This window comes from Pleomorphomonas carboxyditropha (assembly GCF_002770725.1).
GTDB classification, from domain to species: Bacteria; Pseudomonadota; Alphaproteobacteria; order Rhizobiales; family Pleomorphomonadaceae; genus Pleomorphomonas; species Pleomorphomonas carboxyditropha.
Genome location: NZ_NQVN01000009.1, coordinates 19906 through 37143 on the forward strand (window position 1 = coordinate 19906; position 17238 = coordinate 37143).

Here is a 17238-nt window from a genome sequence, read left to right on the forward strand (position 1 = left end):
TCAAACCACGGACCGCCGCCGGGAGCAAGGGTTGCCTGGCGCGGTGACATCGGCACTCGGTCGGCGCCGATGACAATTGAGTGATCGAGGTCGGTCTCGGCCCTAGAGACCGCCCACCTTGACGAGCTGGCCGATGAAGGCCTCGTCGATCACGCCGCTCTGCGGCAGGTTGTAATAGGCCTGGAAACGCCTGATGGCCTCGCGCGTCTCGGCCGACATCACGCCGTCGATGGCGACCGGGCCGAACCCCTGTTGCGACAGCGAGCGCTGGATTCGCGCCAGATTGGTATTGGCCGCCGCCGGCGCGACATCCGCCGTGGATGCCGCCGCAGCGGACGCCGTGCCGGCGGCCGCCGGCGCCGTCGAGGCGATGAGATCGCCGATGCCGTCGCTGGAGGCGGCGGCGGCCGGCGTCCCGTCGGCGGCGGGCTCCATGGCGGCGGCGCCCGGCTTGGGGGGCGGCACCGGGGCGGGGGAGGCCGTCGGCAGCGAGGCGAGGGTCAGCGGATCGGCGGCGATCGCAGCCTCGCCGTTGAGGCTGGTCTTCGGCCGCACGGACCGGATGGCGAGCAGGACGTTGTTCGACGGCGCGCCGGTCGGCGTCAGGCGGAAGGCCCGCTCGAAGGCGAGGATGGCCTGGGAGGTCTGCGGACCGTCGAGGCCGTCGACTTCGCCCTTGTAGTAGCCGAAGTCCTTCAGGCCCTGCTGGATGTCGGCGATCAGGCTGTGGTCGGTGGCGCCGGCCGCCGAGCCGTCGGACGACCGGAGCGCCGGCGGCTGCGCGACGGCCAAGTCGGCGGGCGCGGCGGGGCGGGTGCCGACGAACAGCGGCGCCGGATGGGCGCGCGGCTGCAAGGCAAGGGCGTTGGCCATGATGGCAACGGCGGTGGCCGTCATCATCAGGCCGCCGACCGTGACCATCGGATTGCCGACGGCCCCCCTGACCAGGAGGGCGACAAGTCCCGTTTTGTCGTGGGTCTTGCGTCCCGCCATGTCTCAGGCCCTCCGCGCCACGCGCTGGATCTGGTCGATGTCCAGAACGCGGGAAATTGGCTCGACCCCGTCGCGCGACGGCTGCATCGGCAGCAGGACCGTGACGGTGGTGCCCTTGCCCAGGTCGGAATCGATCATCACCTGGCCGCCGTGCAGCGCCACCAGGCCCTTCACCACCGAAAGCCCCAGGCCGGTGCCGGCCTGCTTGCGGTCATAGCCGGTCTCGGCTTGGAAGAACGGACTGCCGACGCGGCAGAGATCCGGTTCGGCGATGCCGATGCCGTTGTCCCGCACCGCGATGGCCATGCGGCGTCCCTGGCGGCGGACCGAGCACACCACGAGGCCGCCGCGGTTGGAGAACTTCACCGCGTTGGACAGCAGGTTGAGAACGATCTGGCGGCAGGCGCGCGGATCGGCGACCAGCTCGGGCAGGTTGGGCTCGATGTCGCAGGTCAGCGCGATGCCGGCTTTCTCGGCCTGCGGCGCCATCATCTGGCGGCAGCGGTCGACCAGCGGACCGACGCGGAAGGCCTCCGGATTGACGTCGAACGAACCGCACTCGATCTTCGACAGGTCGAGGATGTCGTTGACCACCTGCAGGAGGTGCTCGCCGGACTCCTTGATGAGGCCGGAATATTCCCGCTGCCGGTCGAATTCGAACTTGCCGAACAGTTCCTGGTTGAGAATGTCGGAGAAGCCGATGATGGCGTTGAGCGGCGTCCGCAGTTCGTGGCTCATGTTGGCGAGGAAGCGGGTCTTGGCGAGGTTGGCCGCCTCCGAATCGACGCGAAGGTTTTCGAGCTCCGCCTCGTGCCGCTTGCGCTCGGAGATGTCGCGGGTGACGGTCACCACCGCGTCGTCGCCCTGCTCGTCGGCCAGATGCCGCATGTGCGATTCGACCCAGATCCAGCCGTCGGTGTCCTGTTCCTCGCCGCAGCGCAGGCGGTACTCGACGCGGGCGGCGCCCTGGTGCAGCGCCACGGAGATGGCGGAAAGATAGGCCGGGCGGTCGCCGATGTGGACGCGGCGGAACAGGCCCTCCGCCACCAGGTCGGCCGGCCGCACCGACAGGAGGCGCATGGCGGCCGGGGAGGCGAAGGTGACGTCGCCGGAGGGATTGTGGCAGGTCACGAGGTCGCTCATCGCCTCGGCGAGCAACCGGTAGCGCTGCTCCTGGCGGGCGATGGACAGCGAGGTGGCGCGCTCCCGCCGCTCGATGCTGATTGCCACGCCCGAGGCGTAGCCGAGGGCGATCACGCAGGCGAGGAAGCTCATGGTCGTGTTGTCGCCGGCAAAGGCGAGATTGTGCCCGGCCTCGCCGGTGGCGGTAAGGGCGGCGGTCAGCAGGAAGCCGGCGCCGCTGATCAGCGCCGCGCCGGTGACCGTCGAGCGCCGGCCCGACAGCGCCGCCTCGATCGGCGCGATCGCGAACCAGACGACGGCGAACGATCCGAGACCGCCGGTATGGAGCGCGACCCAGACCGCGAGGATGGTCAGGATGGCCGCCGATAGCAGGAAGCCCTGCGCCAGACGGCCCGTGCGGGACACGAACAGCGCGACGAGAATCTCCAGCCCCAGGACGGACAGGGTGGTGGCGGTGAAGCCTGCCGACGATGCGTCGACGGCGAGCGCCGGCGGAATGAGGCCGAAGGCGGCAAACCCGCTGATCAGATGCGAGGCAATGAACCCCCTGTGCCTGTTGACCTCGACCGGATCGTCGGCCACCGAGCTATGCACAAGGTGATCGAACGAGCGCTCCAGCGCGGCTCTGAGCTCACAGTTACGCAACACGCATCCCCATCGCAGGCGGGTCGGCAACTTTTGCGGGAATTCCGCGCGGTCGCCGCCGACATGCCGGCCCTCGTTCCGAAGATTTTCCGCTGTTGGCGGGCCTGCTCCGGGCTGGGCCATTTGTCTTTTCTGAAACCACGGTGCCACGTGCCCCTTTATGGAATGTTGATGGCGGGCACGGGACGAGGGGGTGAGGCGCCTTCAAAAAGGGATTTGGTCGAAAAGATCGAATTCACGGTTAAGCATGGGTGAACACCCTCGCGAGCTATCCGGAAACCCACGATAAACCTCACGAATTCGGCGTGCCGCGTCGCGAAGGGGGCGGATCGATAAAATTGAACTCAAATTTTCGTCGAATTTTCCTGCAATTTGAATGACCGGCCTAATTCGATCCTAAAACGTCCCTGCTAGATCGGGAACATCGAACGGACAGCGACGGTTTCGACCGCGAAAGATCCGAACGCCCTTTGAGGGGCGATGAACAACAGGGAATTGCATCATGATGTTTCTCCTGAGGACGGCATTCTGGCTGTCCGTGGTCATCTTCCTCATTCCCGTCGACCACGCGGCCGAGCAGCAGGCCCGGACGGCCGAGGTGCAGCCGATCGGGGCGCTCGAGGCGGCAAGCGCCGCCCAGGCGACCCTCTCCGACATGAGCGGCTTCTGCGGCCGCAACCCCACCGCCTGCGAAATCGGCGGCCGGGTCGCCACCACTTTCATGCTGAAGGCCCAGACCGGCGCCCGCATGGTCTACGACTTCATCGACCGTTCGCTCGACGACAAGGCCGGCGCCGCCAACGTGGATCACGGCACGCTGACCGCCACCGACCTCGCCCCCGCCTGGCGCGGACCGGGCAAGGCGCCGCAGGGCATCTGATCCGGCCGGTCGGCCCGATGCCTGTCGCCACAATTTCCCTGCCCGGCGACCATGTCCGCCGGGAACTCGACCGCCGCGACCCATGGTCCGGCGGTCTCTTTCTTTACCGCCGCCGGCGGTCTATACCGGGCCGGCGCAACGAATATGGAGACGGAACGTGGCGGCGACCCTCGACGAAATCCGCGAGAACTTCTCGCTTCTCGACGACTGGGAAGATCGCTACCGCTACGTGATCGAGCTCGGCAAGGAGCTGGAGCCGCTCGCCGAGGGCGACCACAGCGAGGACAACAAGGTGCGCGGCTGCGTCAGCCAGGTCTGGCTCAAGCCGCATCTGTCCGCCGACAAGGTCGATCCGGTGCTGACTTTCGTCGGAGATTCCGACGCCCTGATCGTTCGCGGGCTGATCGCCATCCTGCACGCCACCTATTCGGGCAAGCCCGTCTCGGAGGTGCTGTCGATCGATCCCGAGGCGATCTTCAACGAACTGAACCTGCGCGAACATCTCACGCCGCAACGCTCGAACGGCCTGCGGTCGATGGTCGAGCGCCTGCGCAAGATCGCCCAGGACGCCGGAGGCTGAGGAGCAATTCCGGCCCGGGAGCGTCGCCGGTGCTGAATCGGCCGCAAAAGAAAAGCCCGGCGGGAAGCCGGGCTTGTCATGGTTCGTCGGGCGGGGCCGATCAGCGGCTGCGGCGACGCTGCTGGCCGAGGCCCATCTTCTTGGCGAGATCCGAACGGGCGGCCGCATAGTTGGGGGCGACCATCGGATAGTCGGCCGGCAGGCCCCACTTCTCGCGATATTCTTCCGGCGACATGTTGTAGTGGGTGCGCAGGTGCCGCTTGAGCGACTTGAACTTCTTCCCGTCCTCAAGGCAGATGATGTAGTCGTTGGTCACCGACTTCTTGACCGGAACGGCCGGGCGCACCGGCTCGGCTTCGACTTCCTGCGGAGCCCCGCCCTGCACGCGGTTGAGAGCGCCGACAACGTCGAAGATCAGGTTCGGCAGTTCCGAAGCCGGTACGGAATTGTTGCCGACATAAGCGGCGACGATATGCGCGGCTAGGTCGATTATCGTCAGGTCGTCTTCCATCTCGCTCATCTTTGTACCTGTCCTGCTTGAATTCGGATATTTCTGTTGCGTCTCATTAACTTCTCAGCCAGGTGAGAACTTTTGGAAGAATTCTACCTGCAAAACCGCAACAAACTCATGATCTGCTGTCGGACATCTCATTACAGCGCTTCAAAAATGAAAACAAGTGGAACTTGGACAAGAGTGACACCAATACGATGAAAACCGCATTCCCACCCAGCGAATGCTAGGAAAATATCCACAAGACGCTCGCAGCACACTGAAGTTGCCTGTGCATGGACAGGCTGTCGCATTGGTGAGACCGAGCTCATGCCGCCGAAATCCGGCCCGGGGCGCAAGATGGATCGAATCATGACCGTCTTGCCGGCCATGGCGGCGCGGCCCGAAGGGAGACGGACAGTTTATCCGGGATGGCCCGACGGCCGCGCCGCCGACGCGAAATAGGCCCGCAGAATAAAGCCTGGCCTCAAGCGCGGTCGCGTCTGATCTGCGGCGTCTCGGCCGGCTTTTCGCCGTGGCTGCCCCCGCTCGCCGTCGCGCGGACGGGCGTGCCGGCCTGGGCCTGCGGCACGTGAACCGGCGCCCGCCTCGCGGCGGGAACCACGCCGCGCCAGCGGTCGACCAGGAGCAGCGCCGAGCGAAGCGACACCATCTCGTAGAGGTCGACGAGCCGCTTGACGTCGAAATAGCTGCGCGTGTCGTCGACGCCGGAGAACAGGATGACGCGGGTGGCGATGCCGGTGTCGACGCCGGCCGCCTTCAGGCAGATCGACAGCGGCTCGCCGCCCTGATCGGCGAGCAGCCGCACCAGGAACGGGGCGTCGAGACCGGTGATGTCCGACAGCATCCGCGCCATGGCCTCGGTGTTGCGCTGCAGGCAGGCGCGGGCGAGCGTCGCCACCTTGTCGGCATCGGGCATCGGCACGCGCGGCAGCGGCCGGCGGGCGGCGAACTCCCGGAGCGCGGCGATTTCCAGCGCCTGGATGACGCGGCGGCGGCCGCGGCCGTCGAGATCGAGGAACAGGTCGATCAGGTCGGTGTCCTGCACGTCGTCCATGCGGGCGGCGAGAAGCCGGGCCAGCCGCGGATTGCCGTGCGCGTTCTCCACCAGGTGCCGGACGGCGCTGGGCGAGAAATGCAGGCTAGGATTGGCGGCGAGCGCCGTCAGGCCATCGGCGCGCATGCGTCCGAGCAGCGCCTCCACGACGGCCGGCTGAAGGTTCTTGCGGGCGGCGATCATCTCGAGATGGCTCGGCGAGGCGGTCGCCGCCAGCGCCAGCAACTGCCCCTCGGATATGCTTTTCGACTTCTCGATCATCACCGAGGAAACGGGGAATATGTCGTGCAGCAACGACCGCATGACCGACGCCGGCACCTCGCTGTAGTCGGCGAGAAGGGTGGCGATGCGAATGCGGTCCTGAAGGCCCGTCACCTTGAGCAGTTGCGCCGCCAGCTCTTCGTACATGGCGGTTTCCGAGCGCGTGTGAACGGGCTCCGACACGTAAAGCTCGGTCGCCTCCCTGAGAAGGGAGCGGGATCGCGCGCCGTCGCTGCCTTTGACGAGGCCGAAAATGCCGCTTGAAAACGGGGGCGACGCCATTTCAAAGCCATCCCGAACATGAGTGTTTCGCCGCCGATTCTGGCCATGTCGACCGGCAGCCGAACATGCTGAGAATGCCGTCCAAATCGTAAACCATTTGTTAACTCTGGCGACGGAATGATGATGGAACGAGGCGAAAGTGCTTGAGCGCGGCAATCGTCCAAGCGCGTTATTCGCTGTGAACCTTTCCGGCCCTGGAGGGTGCCGTGGGCGAGGTGGTAGCTTTCGGTCTGCCGGCCATCCGTGCGCGTCGAAAACCGACGAACGGTTTTTGCGAGGTAACCGTTCTGCCGTCCCGTGCCGGCGACGAGCCCGATCCGGCCGCCTCACCCAAATCGCCGAAGCGGCGGACGGCTCGCAAGCCGGGCGGGGTATCGCGCCGGCCGGCATCCGCCTGAATCAGCTCCCCCACGCGCCGCTATCGGCGGGCTTGCGCCGGCCCCGCGAATCCGGAAGACTCGCGGTCGAAACGACCGGAGAAGCATTGTGGCCGCGCGTTTGGGTGACTGGAGGGCCGGCGGCGCGCTGGCCCTGATCATGATCGCGGTTGCCGCCTGTGGCCGTCCGACCGGCGATTTTGGACGCGCCGAGCCGTCCTTCCTGCACGACACGCTGTTGCCGGCGGCCGGCAATCTCATGGCGTCGCAGGCGCGCAAGGAGCCGGTTTCCGCCTTTCCCCTGACCGACGACGAGATCGAGCTGCGCAATCGCGCCTGGGCTTTCGTGCGCGCGCCGCATGTCCGCGACTGGTGGCTCGACACGCTGGTCGAAGGCGAGCGGACGCGCATCCTGCCGATCCTGAAGGGCGGCGACGCCATGTCGCCCGAGACAGCCGCCATGTTCCCGCAGGTGGCCCTGCCGCTTGTCGCCCCCGCCTACGACCGCGGCCGCTATCACCGCCATCTCCTGTCGGATGGCCGCGTCTCGACGGAGACGCTGTGGACGCGGATCATCGACGACGCCGGCGCCGACACGGCGCTGATCCCTCCCTTCTGCGCGGTCGCCGCGCGGGTGCGGCGCGACGACGTCGAGCGGCTCGGCGCCCTCAGGCGCCAGCGTCTCGTCGAGGCGGGGCTGCACGAGGGGGCCGAGGCGCGGGTGTGGGAGAACGAGGAGACCATCGCCTGGGTCTGGCAGGCGTTGGGCTATCGGGCGGCGTCCTATCGCTACGCCATCGACCATTTCCAGGTGGAGGCGCCGTCCGGGCAACTGTTCACCGCCAACCGCGCCTACGATACGCTGGTGTTCTCGAAATGCTTCGGTGCGCCGCCGATCCGCACGGCGGTGCCGCGCGGGCCGGCGCGTCCCTCCAGGCTGATGACGGCGCCCGATCCCTTCGACGAGCCGGTGCCGCAGAAATAGCGCAAGCTCAGTCCGGGAGCGCCGGCCGGCATTGAAGCCTGTCGAAGGCTTCCTCGGCGCGGCTGCGATCGTCGAGGTCGCCGGCGAACAGGCGCACCAGCACGAAGCCGGTATCGACGGGCAGCGACATGGTCTCGATCGAATCGATGCCGGCCGCCTGGCGGGCGGCGTCGAGAGCGGCGGTGCGGCCGACCAGAAGGTCGATGTCGCTGCCGCGCAGGTCTTCCCGCGACAGGGTCGACAGGATCCGCCCGTCGTCCGCCATCGCCGCGATCGACCAATAGCTGGCGGGCATGGCGCCGGTGAGCCGCATCGGCCCGCTGTCGCTGTCGAAGCGGCACACGGCGTTGAGGAAGGCCGGATCGAGATCGGCGGCGGTGTTGCTGTTGTCGACGCGCGCAAGCCTGCCGTCCGTCCCGCTGGTATCGACGCCGGTGAAGGCCAGATCGCGGGACTGGCCGGGCGCGAGCAGGACCGCGCCGATGTGGGTGAGCCCGGCGATGCAGAATATGGCTGCAAACCAGCGGAGGCCGGTGTCGATCATGAGGCTTCCCCTTCCTCGCAGCCAAGAGAGGTCACCGTGGGAAGTTGCTCGGGACCCGGCGCGCGGGTCGCAAGGGTCGGCGAATAGAGACGCAGCGTCAGGCGGAGGCTGGACAGGCCGGTGGTCGCGACGAAATCGCCCGGACGAACGTCGCGGCCGATCGATATGCGAATCTGCCGCGCCGGGCCGAACGTCATGGCGTCGAGCGAGGTGAAGCCGACGCGGCGGGCGGGGTTGCCGGGCAGCCGCCCGTCGCGATCGGAGACCGTCAGCGTCCACAGCACGCCCTGGGGCATCGGGCCGGCGACGAGATAGGCGCAGGCCGCCGCGAGCGGCTTGCCGTCGGCGCTGACCTCGGTGGTGAGCTCGATGCCCTCGCTCGGGCCGAGGCCGCCGCCGCCGCGCCTGGCGGCCCGCACCGCCTCGTAGGGATTGGCCTTGGCGCCGTCGTTTTGCAGCGACCACTGGCCAATGGTGCGGCTTCCCTCGAAACGAAGGTTGCCGACGGCCCACCAGGCCGAGACGAGGCCGAGAAGGATGCCGGCCAGGATTACCAGGATGAAGCGGAGCGTAGCGAGCACTGGTGCGACCGGTCAGCGAGGGGCCGCGGCGTCTGAAGCGCCAAGCAGCGAAAGGCCGTTGAGGAAGGTGTTCGGCCGTCCCACGGCGGAAGGCGTGACGAGGGGGAGCGGCTCGCTCGCGGCGGCCGGAACCAGGGCCGCCTCCCGGGCTTTCGCCTCGGGAACGCGGGCGCGCATGCTGGTGCCGACGTCGCGGATCACCGACACGGCGGCCGGCGTCAGCGATTGCGGCGAAACGTCGGTCTCGGACGGCGCCGCGGCCGTCGCCACCGGCTTGCCCACCGAGGCTACGAGATCGGCCGGCACCGGCACGCCCGGGATCGGCTTGAAGCCGAGACCCTTGTGGATCGGCTCCATGATGGCGTGCCAGGCAATGGCCGGCAGGCTGCCACCGGTCATGTTGGCCGTCGAGGTATAGTCGTCGTTGCCGAACCAGACCGAAGCGGCGTACCAGCCGGTGTAGCCGACGAACCAGGCGTCGCGATAGGCCTGCGTCGTGCCGGTCTTGCCGGCCTGCATCTGGCCGGGAAACTTCGCCTTGCCGCCGGTGCCGGCGTTCACCACCGTCGACAGCACGCTGTTCATGTCGTAGGCGATCTCCTCGGGCAGCACCTGCTCGGGCGGCGGCTCGTCGCGCGCCCGGTCGTAGGTGATGACGCCGGCGCGGGTCTTGGTCCACTCGACGGCATAGGGCGTCGACTTGAGGCCGCCGGTGGCAAAGCCCGTGTAGGCGCCGACCATGTCGAGCGCCGTGACCTCGGCGACGCCGAGCGGCAGGGCGCGGGTGATCTTGAGCTCGCTGCGGATGCCGAGCTTGTGCGCCGTTTCGACGATCTTGCCGCGTCCGAAACTCTCGGCAAGCCGCACCGGCACGGTGTTGATCGATTTGGCGATGGCGGTCCTGAGCGAAATCCGGCCGGCGTAGGAGCGGCCGTAGTTGCGCGGGCTCCAGTTGCCGATGCTGATCGGTGCGTCGGAGATCATGTCGTCCGGCGCGTAGCCGTTCATGAAGGCGGTGGCGTAGACGAAGGGCTTGAAGGACGAGCCGGGCTGGCGCAGCGCGTAGACGGCGCGGTTGAACAGGCTCTCGCCATAGTCGCTGCCGCCGACCATGGCGCGGACGGCGCCGTCGAGGCTCTGCACCACGGTGGCCGCCTGCTTCACCTTGTATTGCTGGCCATATTGCCGGAGGCTGTCGGCGATGGCGGCATCGGCCGTCTTCTGGATCATCGGGTCGAGCGTGGTGCGGACGGTGATGGTGCGGTCGCCGGGCGGCGCGATGCGCTTCACCTCCTCGAAGGCCCAGTCGAGGAACCAGTCGGGCGCGTTGCCGTTCGCCGAGGGCACCGGCGTCGCCGGATTGCGGCGGGCCGACGTCACCTGCGCTTCGGTCATGAAGCCGGCGTCGACGAGGTTGGACAGCACCTGGTTGGCGCGGGCGCGGGCGGCGGCGATGTTGTTGTTGGGCGAATATTTGGTCGGCGCCTTGTAGAGGCCGGACAGCATGGCCGCCTCGGCCAGCGTCAGCGACTTGACCGACTTGCCGAAATAATACTCCGACGCCGCCGCGACGCCGTGCGTGCCGCCGCCCATGTAGGCGCGGTCGAGGTAGAGTTTCAGGATCTCGTCCTTGGAAAGCTGCGCCTCGAGCCACAGGGCGAGGTAGGCCTCGTTGATCTTGCGCTGGATGGTGCGCTCGTTCGAAAGGAACAGGTTCTTGGCGAGCTGCTGGGTGATGGTCGAGCCGCCCTGAACGACGCCGCCGGCCCTGGCATTCGACACGACGGCGCGGAAGGTGCCGAGCGGGTCGATGCCGAAATGGTCGTAGAAGCGCCGGTCCTCGGTGGCCAGCGTCGCCTCGATGAGATAGGGCGGCATCGCCGAAAGCGGCACGCTGTCGTCAAGGAACATGCCGCGCCGGCCGATGATCGCGCCGGTCTTGTCCTCGAAGGTCACGGCATAGTCGCCGCGCGCGCGCCAGTCGCCCTCCGTCGCCTTGAAGGCCGGAATGGCGAACACCAGCAATACGATGGAGCCGGCGGTGCCGAGCGTCGCTCCTTCCGAGACGAGCTCGAACAGTCCGCGCTTCCAGCCGCGCATGCGGATCAGGCCGGAATAGTCGACAAGGCTGCCCCAGAACCGCGAGAAGCCCTGCGAGGCGTTCCAGGCGGCCGAGTCGACGAAGGCGTCGATTCTGAGAAGCCAGAGGCGCCAACGCGGATTGCTCTTGAATTCCGGCACGGTAGAGCCCAAGCGTTAGGGATGTTCGGAAGTCGAAAACTAACCTTTTCCGGCTCCGGTTACCAGATCGCAGAGAAAAAGATGGCGGACGACACCGGCAAAGACGACGAACTGCCCTTCTGGCGCGTGAAGACCCTCGAGGAGATGACCGATGCGGAGTGGGAAAGCCTGTGCGACGGCTGCGCCCGCTGCTGCCTCAACAAGCTCGAGGACGAGGACACCGGTCGCGTCGTCTACACGGATGTCGGCTGCTCGCTGCTCGACGGCGAAAGCTGCCGCTGCCGCGACTATCCCAACCGCTCGACGATCGTGCCCGAATGCGTGCGCCTGACGCCGCATGAAGTGCGCACGCTCTCCTGGTTGCCGGCCACCTGCACCTATCGCCTCGTCGCCGAGGGACGCGACCTCTACGACTGGCATCCGCTGGTCTCCGGCGATCCGGACAGCGTTCATCGCGCCGGCGTCTCGGTGCGCGGCAAGACGGTGCGCGAGCAGGACTGGCCGGTGGAGGAGTGGCAGGACCGCATCGTCACCTGGCCGACGCGGCTGCCCGGGCTGATGGGCCGCAAGAGACGGCGGCGGGCATAGGCCGCACGAGACCTCGGCCACGGAGGCCCCGCCGTCCATGGCGATCGATGGAGGTCCATGCCGAGGCATGGAGCCCCGGATATTCCCCGGTCCGCGCCTCAGTCGATGGCGACCAGCACGTCCGACGCCTTGACCACCGCCTTGGCGGCGTCGCCGACCTTCAGGCCGAGGTCGTCGACGGCCTCGTTGGTGATCGACGCCGTGACCTTGGCGCCGCCGGCAACTTCGAGAACCACGTGGGCGGTGGTGGCGCCCTTGGTGACCTTGACCACTTTGCCCTCGAGGACGTTGCGGGCGGAAATCTTCATGGTGATGTTCCTTGCTCGGGTTGGATTCACGATGGGATACAGCGCCCTGGGATGAGGACGCTCGCAGCGCGAGAGGATAGGCCGCGTCCGCCTTTCCGCAAACGTCAGAATGGCGGCATTCGACCATCGTCGGCGCGATACTTGCACAGACCTTGCGCAGGACAGGCGGAAGGCAGGCTGGCAAAGCCGCCGATGATATGACAGAGAGCGCGTCGATCGTTCGGGAAAGGCCGGCAGACATGGTGAGCATCGACAGGGGCGACGACAGCAGGCACGGGGTCTGGGACGATGTGCAGGCCATCGCCATGGGAACCTTCTTCGCCGCTATCGGCATCGAATTCTTCCGCGATGCCCATCTCGGCACCGGCGGCACCGCCGGCGTCGCTTTCCTGATCCACTATGCCACCGAATTCGGCATCGGCCCGGTGATCTTTCTGTTGAACCTGCCGTTCTATGCCTTCGGCTGGGTGACGCTCGGCCGGGAGTTCACGCTGAAGACCTTCGCGGCCGTGGCGCTGCTCGCCGTCGAAAGCTATTTCATGCACGACGCCTTCGCCATCGGCTTCAGCGCCCCGTGGTTCTCGGCGATCACCGGCGGCGCGCTGACCGGCGTCGGCATGCTGATGCTGTTCCGCCACAAGTCCAGCCTCGGCGGCATCGGCATCCTCGCCGCCTTCGTGCAGGAAAAGCTGGGCTGGCGGGCCGGCAAATTCCAGCTGGCGACCGATCTCGCGATCCTCGCCGCCTCCTTCCTGGTGCTCGACTGGCGGCACGTGGCTTTATCGGTGCTCGGCGCCGTGGTGCTCAACCTCGTCCTGGCGGTCAATCACAAGCCGGGCCGCTACAATGGCTATTGAGCCGCCTTTGCGACGTCACGCCGACTTGCGGCGCGGCACCGGCACGGGGTCGGCGGCGTCGGCCACTTCCCTCCAGGCCGGCTCGGCGCTTTCGATCTCCCGCCACTCCTTGAGCAGCACCCGGCGGCGGCGTGGATAACGGACGCCGAGGTCGATGGCGTCCGCCATGCGGTCGACGCGGAAATGCCGGAAGTCGGCCCTGAGCTCGCACCAGGCGGTCAGAACGCGCACCCGTTCGAAGAAGGCGACGGCGATCGGCCAGACGACGCGGCGCGAGGCGATTCCCTTCTCGTTGACATAGGAGAATTCGAGCCGCGTCTCGTTGCGGATGGCCGTCCGCACCAGCGACAGGTCGATGCCGTCGCGCTGGACGTTCCAGGCCGGCGCGACGATCAGGCCGGTGGCGTCCATCCGGTCGGCGAGGTCGGGCGGCAGCACCGCGGCGATCTTGGCAAGCGCGTTCTCGGCCGACGAGGCGAGCCGCTCGTCGGCGCGCGTCGCCGCCAGGCGGGCGCCGAACACCAGCGCTTCGATCTCGTCCTCGGTGAACATCAGGGGCGGCAGCATGAAGCCCGGCCTCAGGACGTAGCCGACGCCGGCTTCGCCGTCGATCGGCGCGCCCTGTCCGATCAGCGCCTGAATGTCGCGATAAAGCGTGCGCAGCGATACGCCGAGCTCGGCCGCCAGTTCCGCCCCGGCGACGGGACGGCGGCGGCGACGCAGGGCCTGGACCAGGGTGAGAAGGCGCTCGGCGCGGGACATGGGACGACCCAGGGGTTCGGGCAATGGATTCGGACAATGAATGCGAGCCGATCATGCCAGCACGCACGGTCTGCGTCCAGAACAATGATCTTGTTTTGTTCTGAAAGTAAGGGAGAGCGGACCGTCGCTCCGGCATCTTCCGGTCGCAAGGACAGTCGGCCGCCGAACCCGCTGTAAACAGAATGGCCCCGCTCGTCTCCGGATCCGTCGCTTTGGCGCTCGCCAACAGGGCCGCCGGCTTGAATCATTGCATGAACAAAGGAAGCGGCACTTCAACGGTCGCGTTCAAGCGATTCGAAAGACTCGCCAATTCGCTCTCTTCTGAATCACATTCTGAACCAGCTTCGGGTGGCTTTCGCGGCGCTTTTGAATCGGCGTCTCAACCACCGGAATCATCCTGTGAGCTTGCTGATTCACTTTGCGAAGGTGCCGGAGCCGGCCTGCCCGATCTCGTCGGGCAAGATTTCCGGGGCATGGCGGTGGAGAAACGGCGCGGTGACGTTCGATCTCGATAACGTCGACCGTCGGCAGTGTCCGTCAGCCAAGGCAGCGGGTGACGGCGAGGCTAGCCCGCGCCGTCGGACGGGGACGGCGCGGGCTATAGCGCTGGGGCCCAACGAGGAGGGGTGTCAAGCCACGGCGCATTTGGACGCGGCGACGGCGGCCGCGATTTCATCCTTGAGCAGAGACCGGTGGCGCTTGAGATCGGCGAGCACGTCCGGCTCGGCCGGCTCCTCCAGCGTTTCGATGCGGAAAATGCGCCGGTTGATCTCTTGATAGGCACTGGCGAGGTCGCAGAACACCGCATCGAACAGCATGAGCTGTTCAATGGCGTTCCAGCTCTGCGGGAATTCCAACGAAAGCTCGTGCGGGATGCTCATTTCACTGCCCCCTCTTCTGATCGTCCCGAGGCTAGGCCCCTCGTCGCAACAAGGCTTTGAGGTGGATCAAAAGTCGTATGCGTGCCTTCCACCAACAGGAGTTTCCCTATGTCGGTCTTTCGAGGGGAGGCGGATCCGGCACGGGCAGCGGGCCGGACATCGGACCGACGGGGAAACGTCGGCGCCGGCCGAAAAGGCGTTGCGGCCGCGTGAGATGCGGGTGATCGCCATCGGCCGGAAGCATGAATGGCGGGCATCGCCGGTGTTCATGGACCATTCAGGCTCGGCTGGCTAATCTCCGGCCCATGAACACTAATCGCAAGCGATTCCGTTTCGCCTTGGCGTGTCTTCTGATGCTGCCGATCGTAACGGCACATGCCGCCGAGGCGCGCTGCCTGACGCCGGCCGAGGCGCAGGCCGTCGTCGGCAAGGGAGCCGTCCAGAGGCTGAGCGTCATTGCCCGCGTCGTCGGCGGGGAAATCGTCGATGCCCGCCTTTGCGAGGGCGGCGGACTGCTCGTCTACCAGCTCGCGGTGATGCGCGAGGGGGGACGGGTCGACAATATCACGGTCGACGCCACGTCCGGCCAAAGGCTTCGCTGAACCGGGAACTCTCAGAATGCGGATTCTTGTGGTCGAGGACGATCGCGACCTGAACCGGCAGCTTGTCACCGCCTGCCGCGACGCCGGCTATGCCGTCGACGCCGCCTTCGACGGCGAGGAGGGGCATTTTCTCGGCGACACCGAACCCTACGACGCGGTGATTCTCGACATCGGCCTGCCCAAGATGGACGGTCTCAGCGTGCTCGAGGCCTGGCGGCGCGACGGCCGGCTGGTGCCGGTGCTGCTGCTCACCGCCCGCGACCGCTGGAGCGACAAGGTGGCCGGCATCGACGCCGGCGCCGACGACTACGTCGCCAAGCCGTTCCACATGGAGGAGGTGCTGGCCCGCCTCAGGGCGTTGACGCGCCGCGCCGCCGGCCGCGCCTCCAACGAGGTGGAGGTCGGACGGGTCCGGCTCGACGTCAAGGCGGGGCGCCTCACCGTCGACGGCAATCCGGTCAAGCTCACCTCCCACGAGTTCCGCCTCATCCAGTACCTGATGCTGCACATGGATAAGGTGATCTCGCGCACGGAACTGGTGGAGCATCTCTACGACCAGGACTTCGATCGCGATTCCAATACCATCGAGGTGTTCGTCGGCCGTTTGCGCAAGAAGATGGGCATCGACCTCATCGAGACGGTGCGCGGTCTCGGCTATCGCATCGCGTCCGGCAAATGAACGCTCGCCTCAGAAAACTGGGCGAATGGCTGACGAGCTCGCTGGCTCTGCGCCTGGTGCTCGCTTCGGCCCTGTGGGCGGCGATCGCCCTGGCTGCCTTCGGCTGGCTGCTCACCGAGCTCTATCGGGCCAGCCTGATCCGCTCGTTCGACGAGCGCATCATCGTCTACGAGAAGACGCTGGCCGGCGTCGTCGCCTCGGCGCCCGACGGCAGCGTGCCCGATCCCGGCACCATGGGCGATCCGCGGTTCGGCCGCTACCAGTCCGGCTGGTACTGGCTGGTGGTCGACGCCAAGTCGCAGTCCACCGTCGCCACCAGCCAGTCGCTGTTCGGCGAGGTGCTGGCCCTGCCGCCGCCGCCCAACAACGGCGTGGTGGTGACCAACGACGCCCGCGACCCCGCCGGCATCGCCCTCCGCCACGCCGCGCAGCGCATCTTCCTCAGCAACGGCCGGATGTTCGATCTTCACGTCACCGGCAACGTGGCCGAGCTTGCCGACGAGATCTCCACCTTCCGCTTCCAGGTGTTTGCCACGCTCGCCGCCTTTGCGCTCGGCCTCGTCGCCGCCGCCGGGCTGCAGGTCAGCTTTGGCCTGAGGCCGCTCGCCGCCATGAGCCGCCGCCTCGCCGACATCCGCGAAGGCCGCGCCAACCGCCTCGAGGGGCGGCTGCCGCGCGAGATCGCCGCGCTCGGCAAGGAGCTCAACGCCCTCATCGAGACCAACAGCGCCATCGTCGACCGGTCGCGGACCCAGGTCGGCAACCTGGCCCATGCCCTGAAGACGCCACTCGCCGTCATCCTCAACGAGGCGCGCGCCGAGGGCGGGCCGCTGGCCGACAAGGTGGTCGAGCAGGTGACGGTGATGCGGGCCGAGGTCGACCGCTACCTCGACCGGGCGCGGCTCGCCGCCGATCGCAAGGTGGTCGGGGCGGTGGCCGACGTCCGCCATTCGCTGGAAGCGCTGATCCGCGTTTTGCGCCGGGCCTATCCCGATCGCAGCCTCGACCTCGATGCGCCGGGCGCCGGGCATCCGAAGGCGCGCATCGAGCGGCGCGACCTCGAGGAACTGGTCGGCAATCTGATGGACAACGCCTGCAAATACGGCCGCGAGCAGGTGCGCATCGCGCTGTCGGTCGACAGGACCGACCGGGACCGGCCGATGGTGGTGATCCGCGTCGAGGACGACGGCCCCGGCCTGCCGCCGTCCGCCTATGCCGAGGTGCTCGGCCGCGGCAAGCGGCTCGACGAGACGCAGCCGGGATCGGGCTTCGGCCTCGCCATCGCCACCGAGATCGCCGAGACCTACGGCGGATCGCTGGTTCTCGACCGGGCCGGGCTCGGCGGGCTGGCGGTGACCTTTCGCATTCCCTTGAGCTGAATTCGATTGACAGGACGCGGGGCTATGAGGGCAGTAATCGGAAAGATGGGAGGCCGTCGGCGGCAAGAATATGTCGCAATCAAAATTCGGCCATGATTTCAG

At 67.3% G+C, this 17238-nt stretch carries 18 protein-coding genes; 8 read left to right on the forward strand and 10 right to left on the reverse strand.

Going from position 1 to position 17238, the window contains the following annotated elements; all coding sequences use genetic code 11:
* Positions 1-102: 102 nt before the first annotated feature.
* Entirely contained in the window at positions 103-993 is an 891-nt protein-coding gene (locus CJ014_RS14200; RefSeq protein ID WP_100081147.1) for a peptidoglycan-binding domain-containing protein, read from the reverse strand.
* A gap of 3 nt (positions 994-996) precedes the next feature.
* Entirely contained in the window at positions 997-2784 is a 1788-nt protein-coding gene (locus CJ014_RS14205; RefSeq protein WP_165790842.1) for a sensor histidine kinase, read from the reverse strand.
* Between the two features lie 499 nt (positions 2785-3283).
* Here CJ014_RS14205 and CJ014_RS14210 point away from each other — a divergent pair, with 499 nt between their 5' ends.
* Positions 3284-3661, forward strand: a complete 378-nt coding sequence (locus CJ014_RS14210; protein ID WP_100081149.1) for a DUF5330 domain-containing protein — start codon at positions 3284-3286, stop codon at positions 3659-3661.
* A 157-nt stretch (positions 3662-3818) separates the two neighbouring features.
* Positions 3819-4241, forward strand: coding sequence for a SufE family protein (locus tag CJ014_RS14215; RefSeq protein ID WP_245427354.1), 423 nt, complete (start codon positions 3819-3821; stop codon positions 4239-4241).
* A 100-nt stretch (positions 4242-4341) separates the two neighbouring features.
* Here CJ014_RS14215 and CJ014_RS14220 read toward each other — a convergent pair whose 3' ends face one another.
* Positions 4342-4761 (reverse strand): Ros/MucR family transcriptional regulator, encoded by a 420-nt coding sequence (locus tag CJ014_RS14220; RefSeq protein ID WP_100081151.1) that lies wholly within the window; start codon positions 4759-4761, stop codon positions 4342-4344.
* Positions 4762-5218: 457 nt separating this feature from the next.
* Positions 5219-6352, reverse strand: coding sequence for a DUF2336 domain-containing protein (locus tag CJ014_RS14225; protein ID WP_165790843.1), 1134 nt, complete (start codon positions 6350-6352; stop codon positions 5219-5221).
* A 486-nt stretch (positions 6353-6838) separates the two neighbouring features.
* Here CJ014_RS14225 and CJ014_RS14230 point away from each other — a divergent pair, with 486 nt between their 5' ends.
* On the forward strand, positions 6839-7714 hold the full coding sequence (locus CJ014_RS14230; protein ID WP_133121857.1) for a hypothetical protein: 876 nt from the start codon (positions 6839-6841) through the stop codon (positions 7712-7714).
* Between the two features lie 7 nt (positions 7715-7721).
* On the opposite strand, the gene CJ014_RS14235 is transcribed toward CJ014_RS14230, so the two are convergent.
* From CJ014_RS14235 to CJ014_RS14245, 3 genes are read right to left on the reverse strand one after another with little or no spacing between them, the layout of a single operon-like run.
* Positions 7722-8258: a hypothetical protein gene (locus tag CJ014_RS14235; RefSeq protein WP_100081154.1), complete on the reverse strand. Its 537-nt coding sequence runs from the start codon at positions 8256-8258 to the stop codon at positions 7722-7724.
* Positions 8255-8839 (reverse strand): DUF1214 domain-containing protein, encoded by a 585-nt coding sequence (locus tag CJ014_RS14240; protein ID WP_100081155.1) that lies wholly within the window; start codon positions 8837-8839, stop codon positions 8255-8257. Before CJ014_RS14240 ends, CJ014_RS14235 begins: the two co-directional genes overlap by 4 nt.
* A gap of 12 nt (positions 8840-8851) precedes the next feature.
* Positions 8852-11080, reverse strand: coding sequence for a transglycosylase domain-containing protein (locus tag CJ014_RS14245; RefSeq protein ID WP_207765755.1), 2229 nt, complete (start codon positions 11078-11080; stop codon positions 8852-8854).
* Positions 11081-11161: 81 nt separating this feature from the next.
* On the opposite strand from CJ014_RS14245, the gene CJ014_RS14250 reads away from it, so the two are divergent.
* A complete protein-coding gene (locus CJ014_RS14250; protein WP_100081157.1) occupies positions 11162-11668 on the forward strand; it encodes a YcgN family cysteine cluster protein in 507 nt (168 codons plus the stop codon).
* Positions 11669-11766: 98 nt separating this feature from the next.
* Here CJ014_RS14250 and CJ014_RS14255 read toward each other — a convergent pair whose 3' ends face one another.
* Positions 11767-11976 (reverse strand): TOBE domain-containing protein, encoded by a 210-nt coding sequence (locus CJ014_RS14255; RefSeq protein WP_100081158.1) that lies wholly within the window; start codon positions 11974-11976, stop codon positions 11767-11769.
* A 239-nt stretch (positions 11977-12215) separates the two neighbouring features.
* Between CJ014_RS14255 and CJ014_RS14260 the strand changes: the two genes are divergently transcribed.
* On the forward strand, positions 12216-12833 hold the full coding sequence (locus CJ014_RS14260; protein WP_100081159.1) for a YitT family protein: 618 nt from the start codon (positions 12216-12218) through the stop codon (positions 12831-12833).
* Positions 12834-12848: 15 nt separating this feature from the next.
* Here the strand turns inward: CJ014_RS14260 and CJ014_RS14265 are convergent, their stop codons facing one another.
* Both CJ014_RS14265 and CJ014_RS14270 read right to left on the reverse strand, forming a co-directional pair.
* On the reverse strand, positions 12849-13595 hold the full coding sequence (locus CJ014_RS14265) for a helix-turn-helix transcriptional regulator (protein ID WP_100081160.1): 747 nt from the start codon (positions 13593-13595) through the stop codon (positions 12849-12851).
* Positions 13596-14224: 629 nt separating this feature from the next.
* Positions 14225-14476: an HP1242/YdcH family protein gene (locus CJ014_RS14270; RefSeq protein WP_100081161.1), complete on the reverse strand. Its 252-nt coding sequence runs from the start codon at positions 14474-14476 to the stop codon at positions 14225-14227.
* A 353-nt stretch (positions 14477-14829) separates the two neighbouring features.
* Between CJ014_RS14270 and CJ014_RS14275 the strand changes: the two genes are divergently transcribed.
* Genes CJ014_RS14275 through CJ014_RS14285 form a run of 3 tightly spaced genes read left to right on the forward strand, consistent with a single transcriptional unit; the run spans position 14830 to position 17136 of the window.
* Positions 14830-15078: a PepSY domain-containing protein gene (locus CJ014_RS14275; protein WP_100081162.1), complete on the forward strand. Its 249-nt coding sequence runs from the start codon at positions 14830-14832 to the stop codon at positions 15076-15078.
* Between the two features lie 16 nt (positions 15079-15094).
* Complete coding sequence (locus CJ014_RS14280; RefSeq protein ID WP_100081163.1) at positions 15095-15757, forward strand: response regulator transcription factor; 663 nt, start codon at positions 15095-15097, stop codon at positions 15755-15757.
* Positions 15754-17136: an ATP-binding protein gene (locus tag CJ014_RS14285; RefSeq protein WP_100081164.1), complete on the forward strand. Its 1383-nt coding sequence runs from the start codon at positions 15754-15756 to the stop codon at positions 17134-17136. The genes CJ014_RS14280 and CJ014_RS14285 overlap by 4 nt, the downstream gene beginning before the upstream one ends.
* Positions 17137-17238 lie beyond the last annotated feature (102 nt).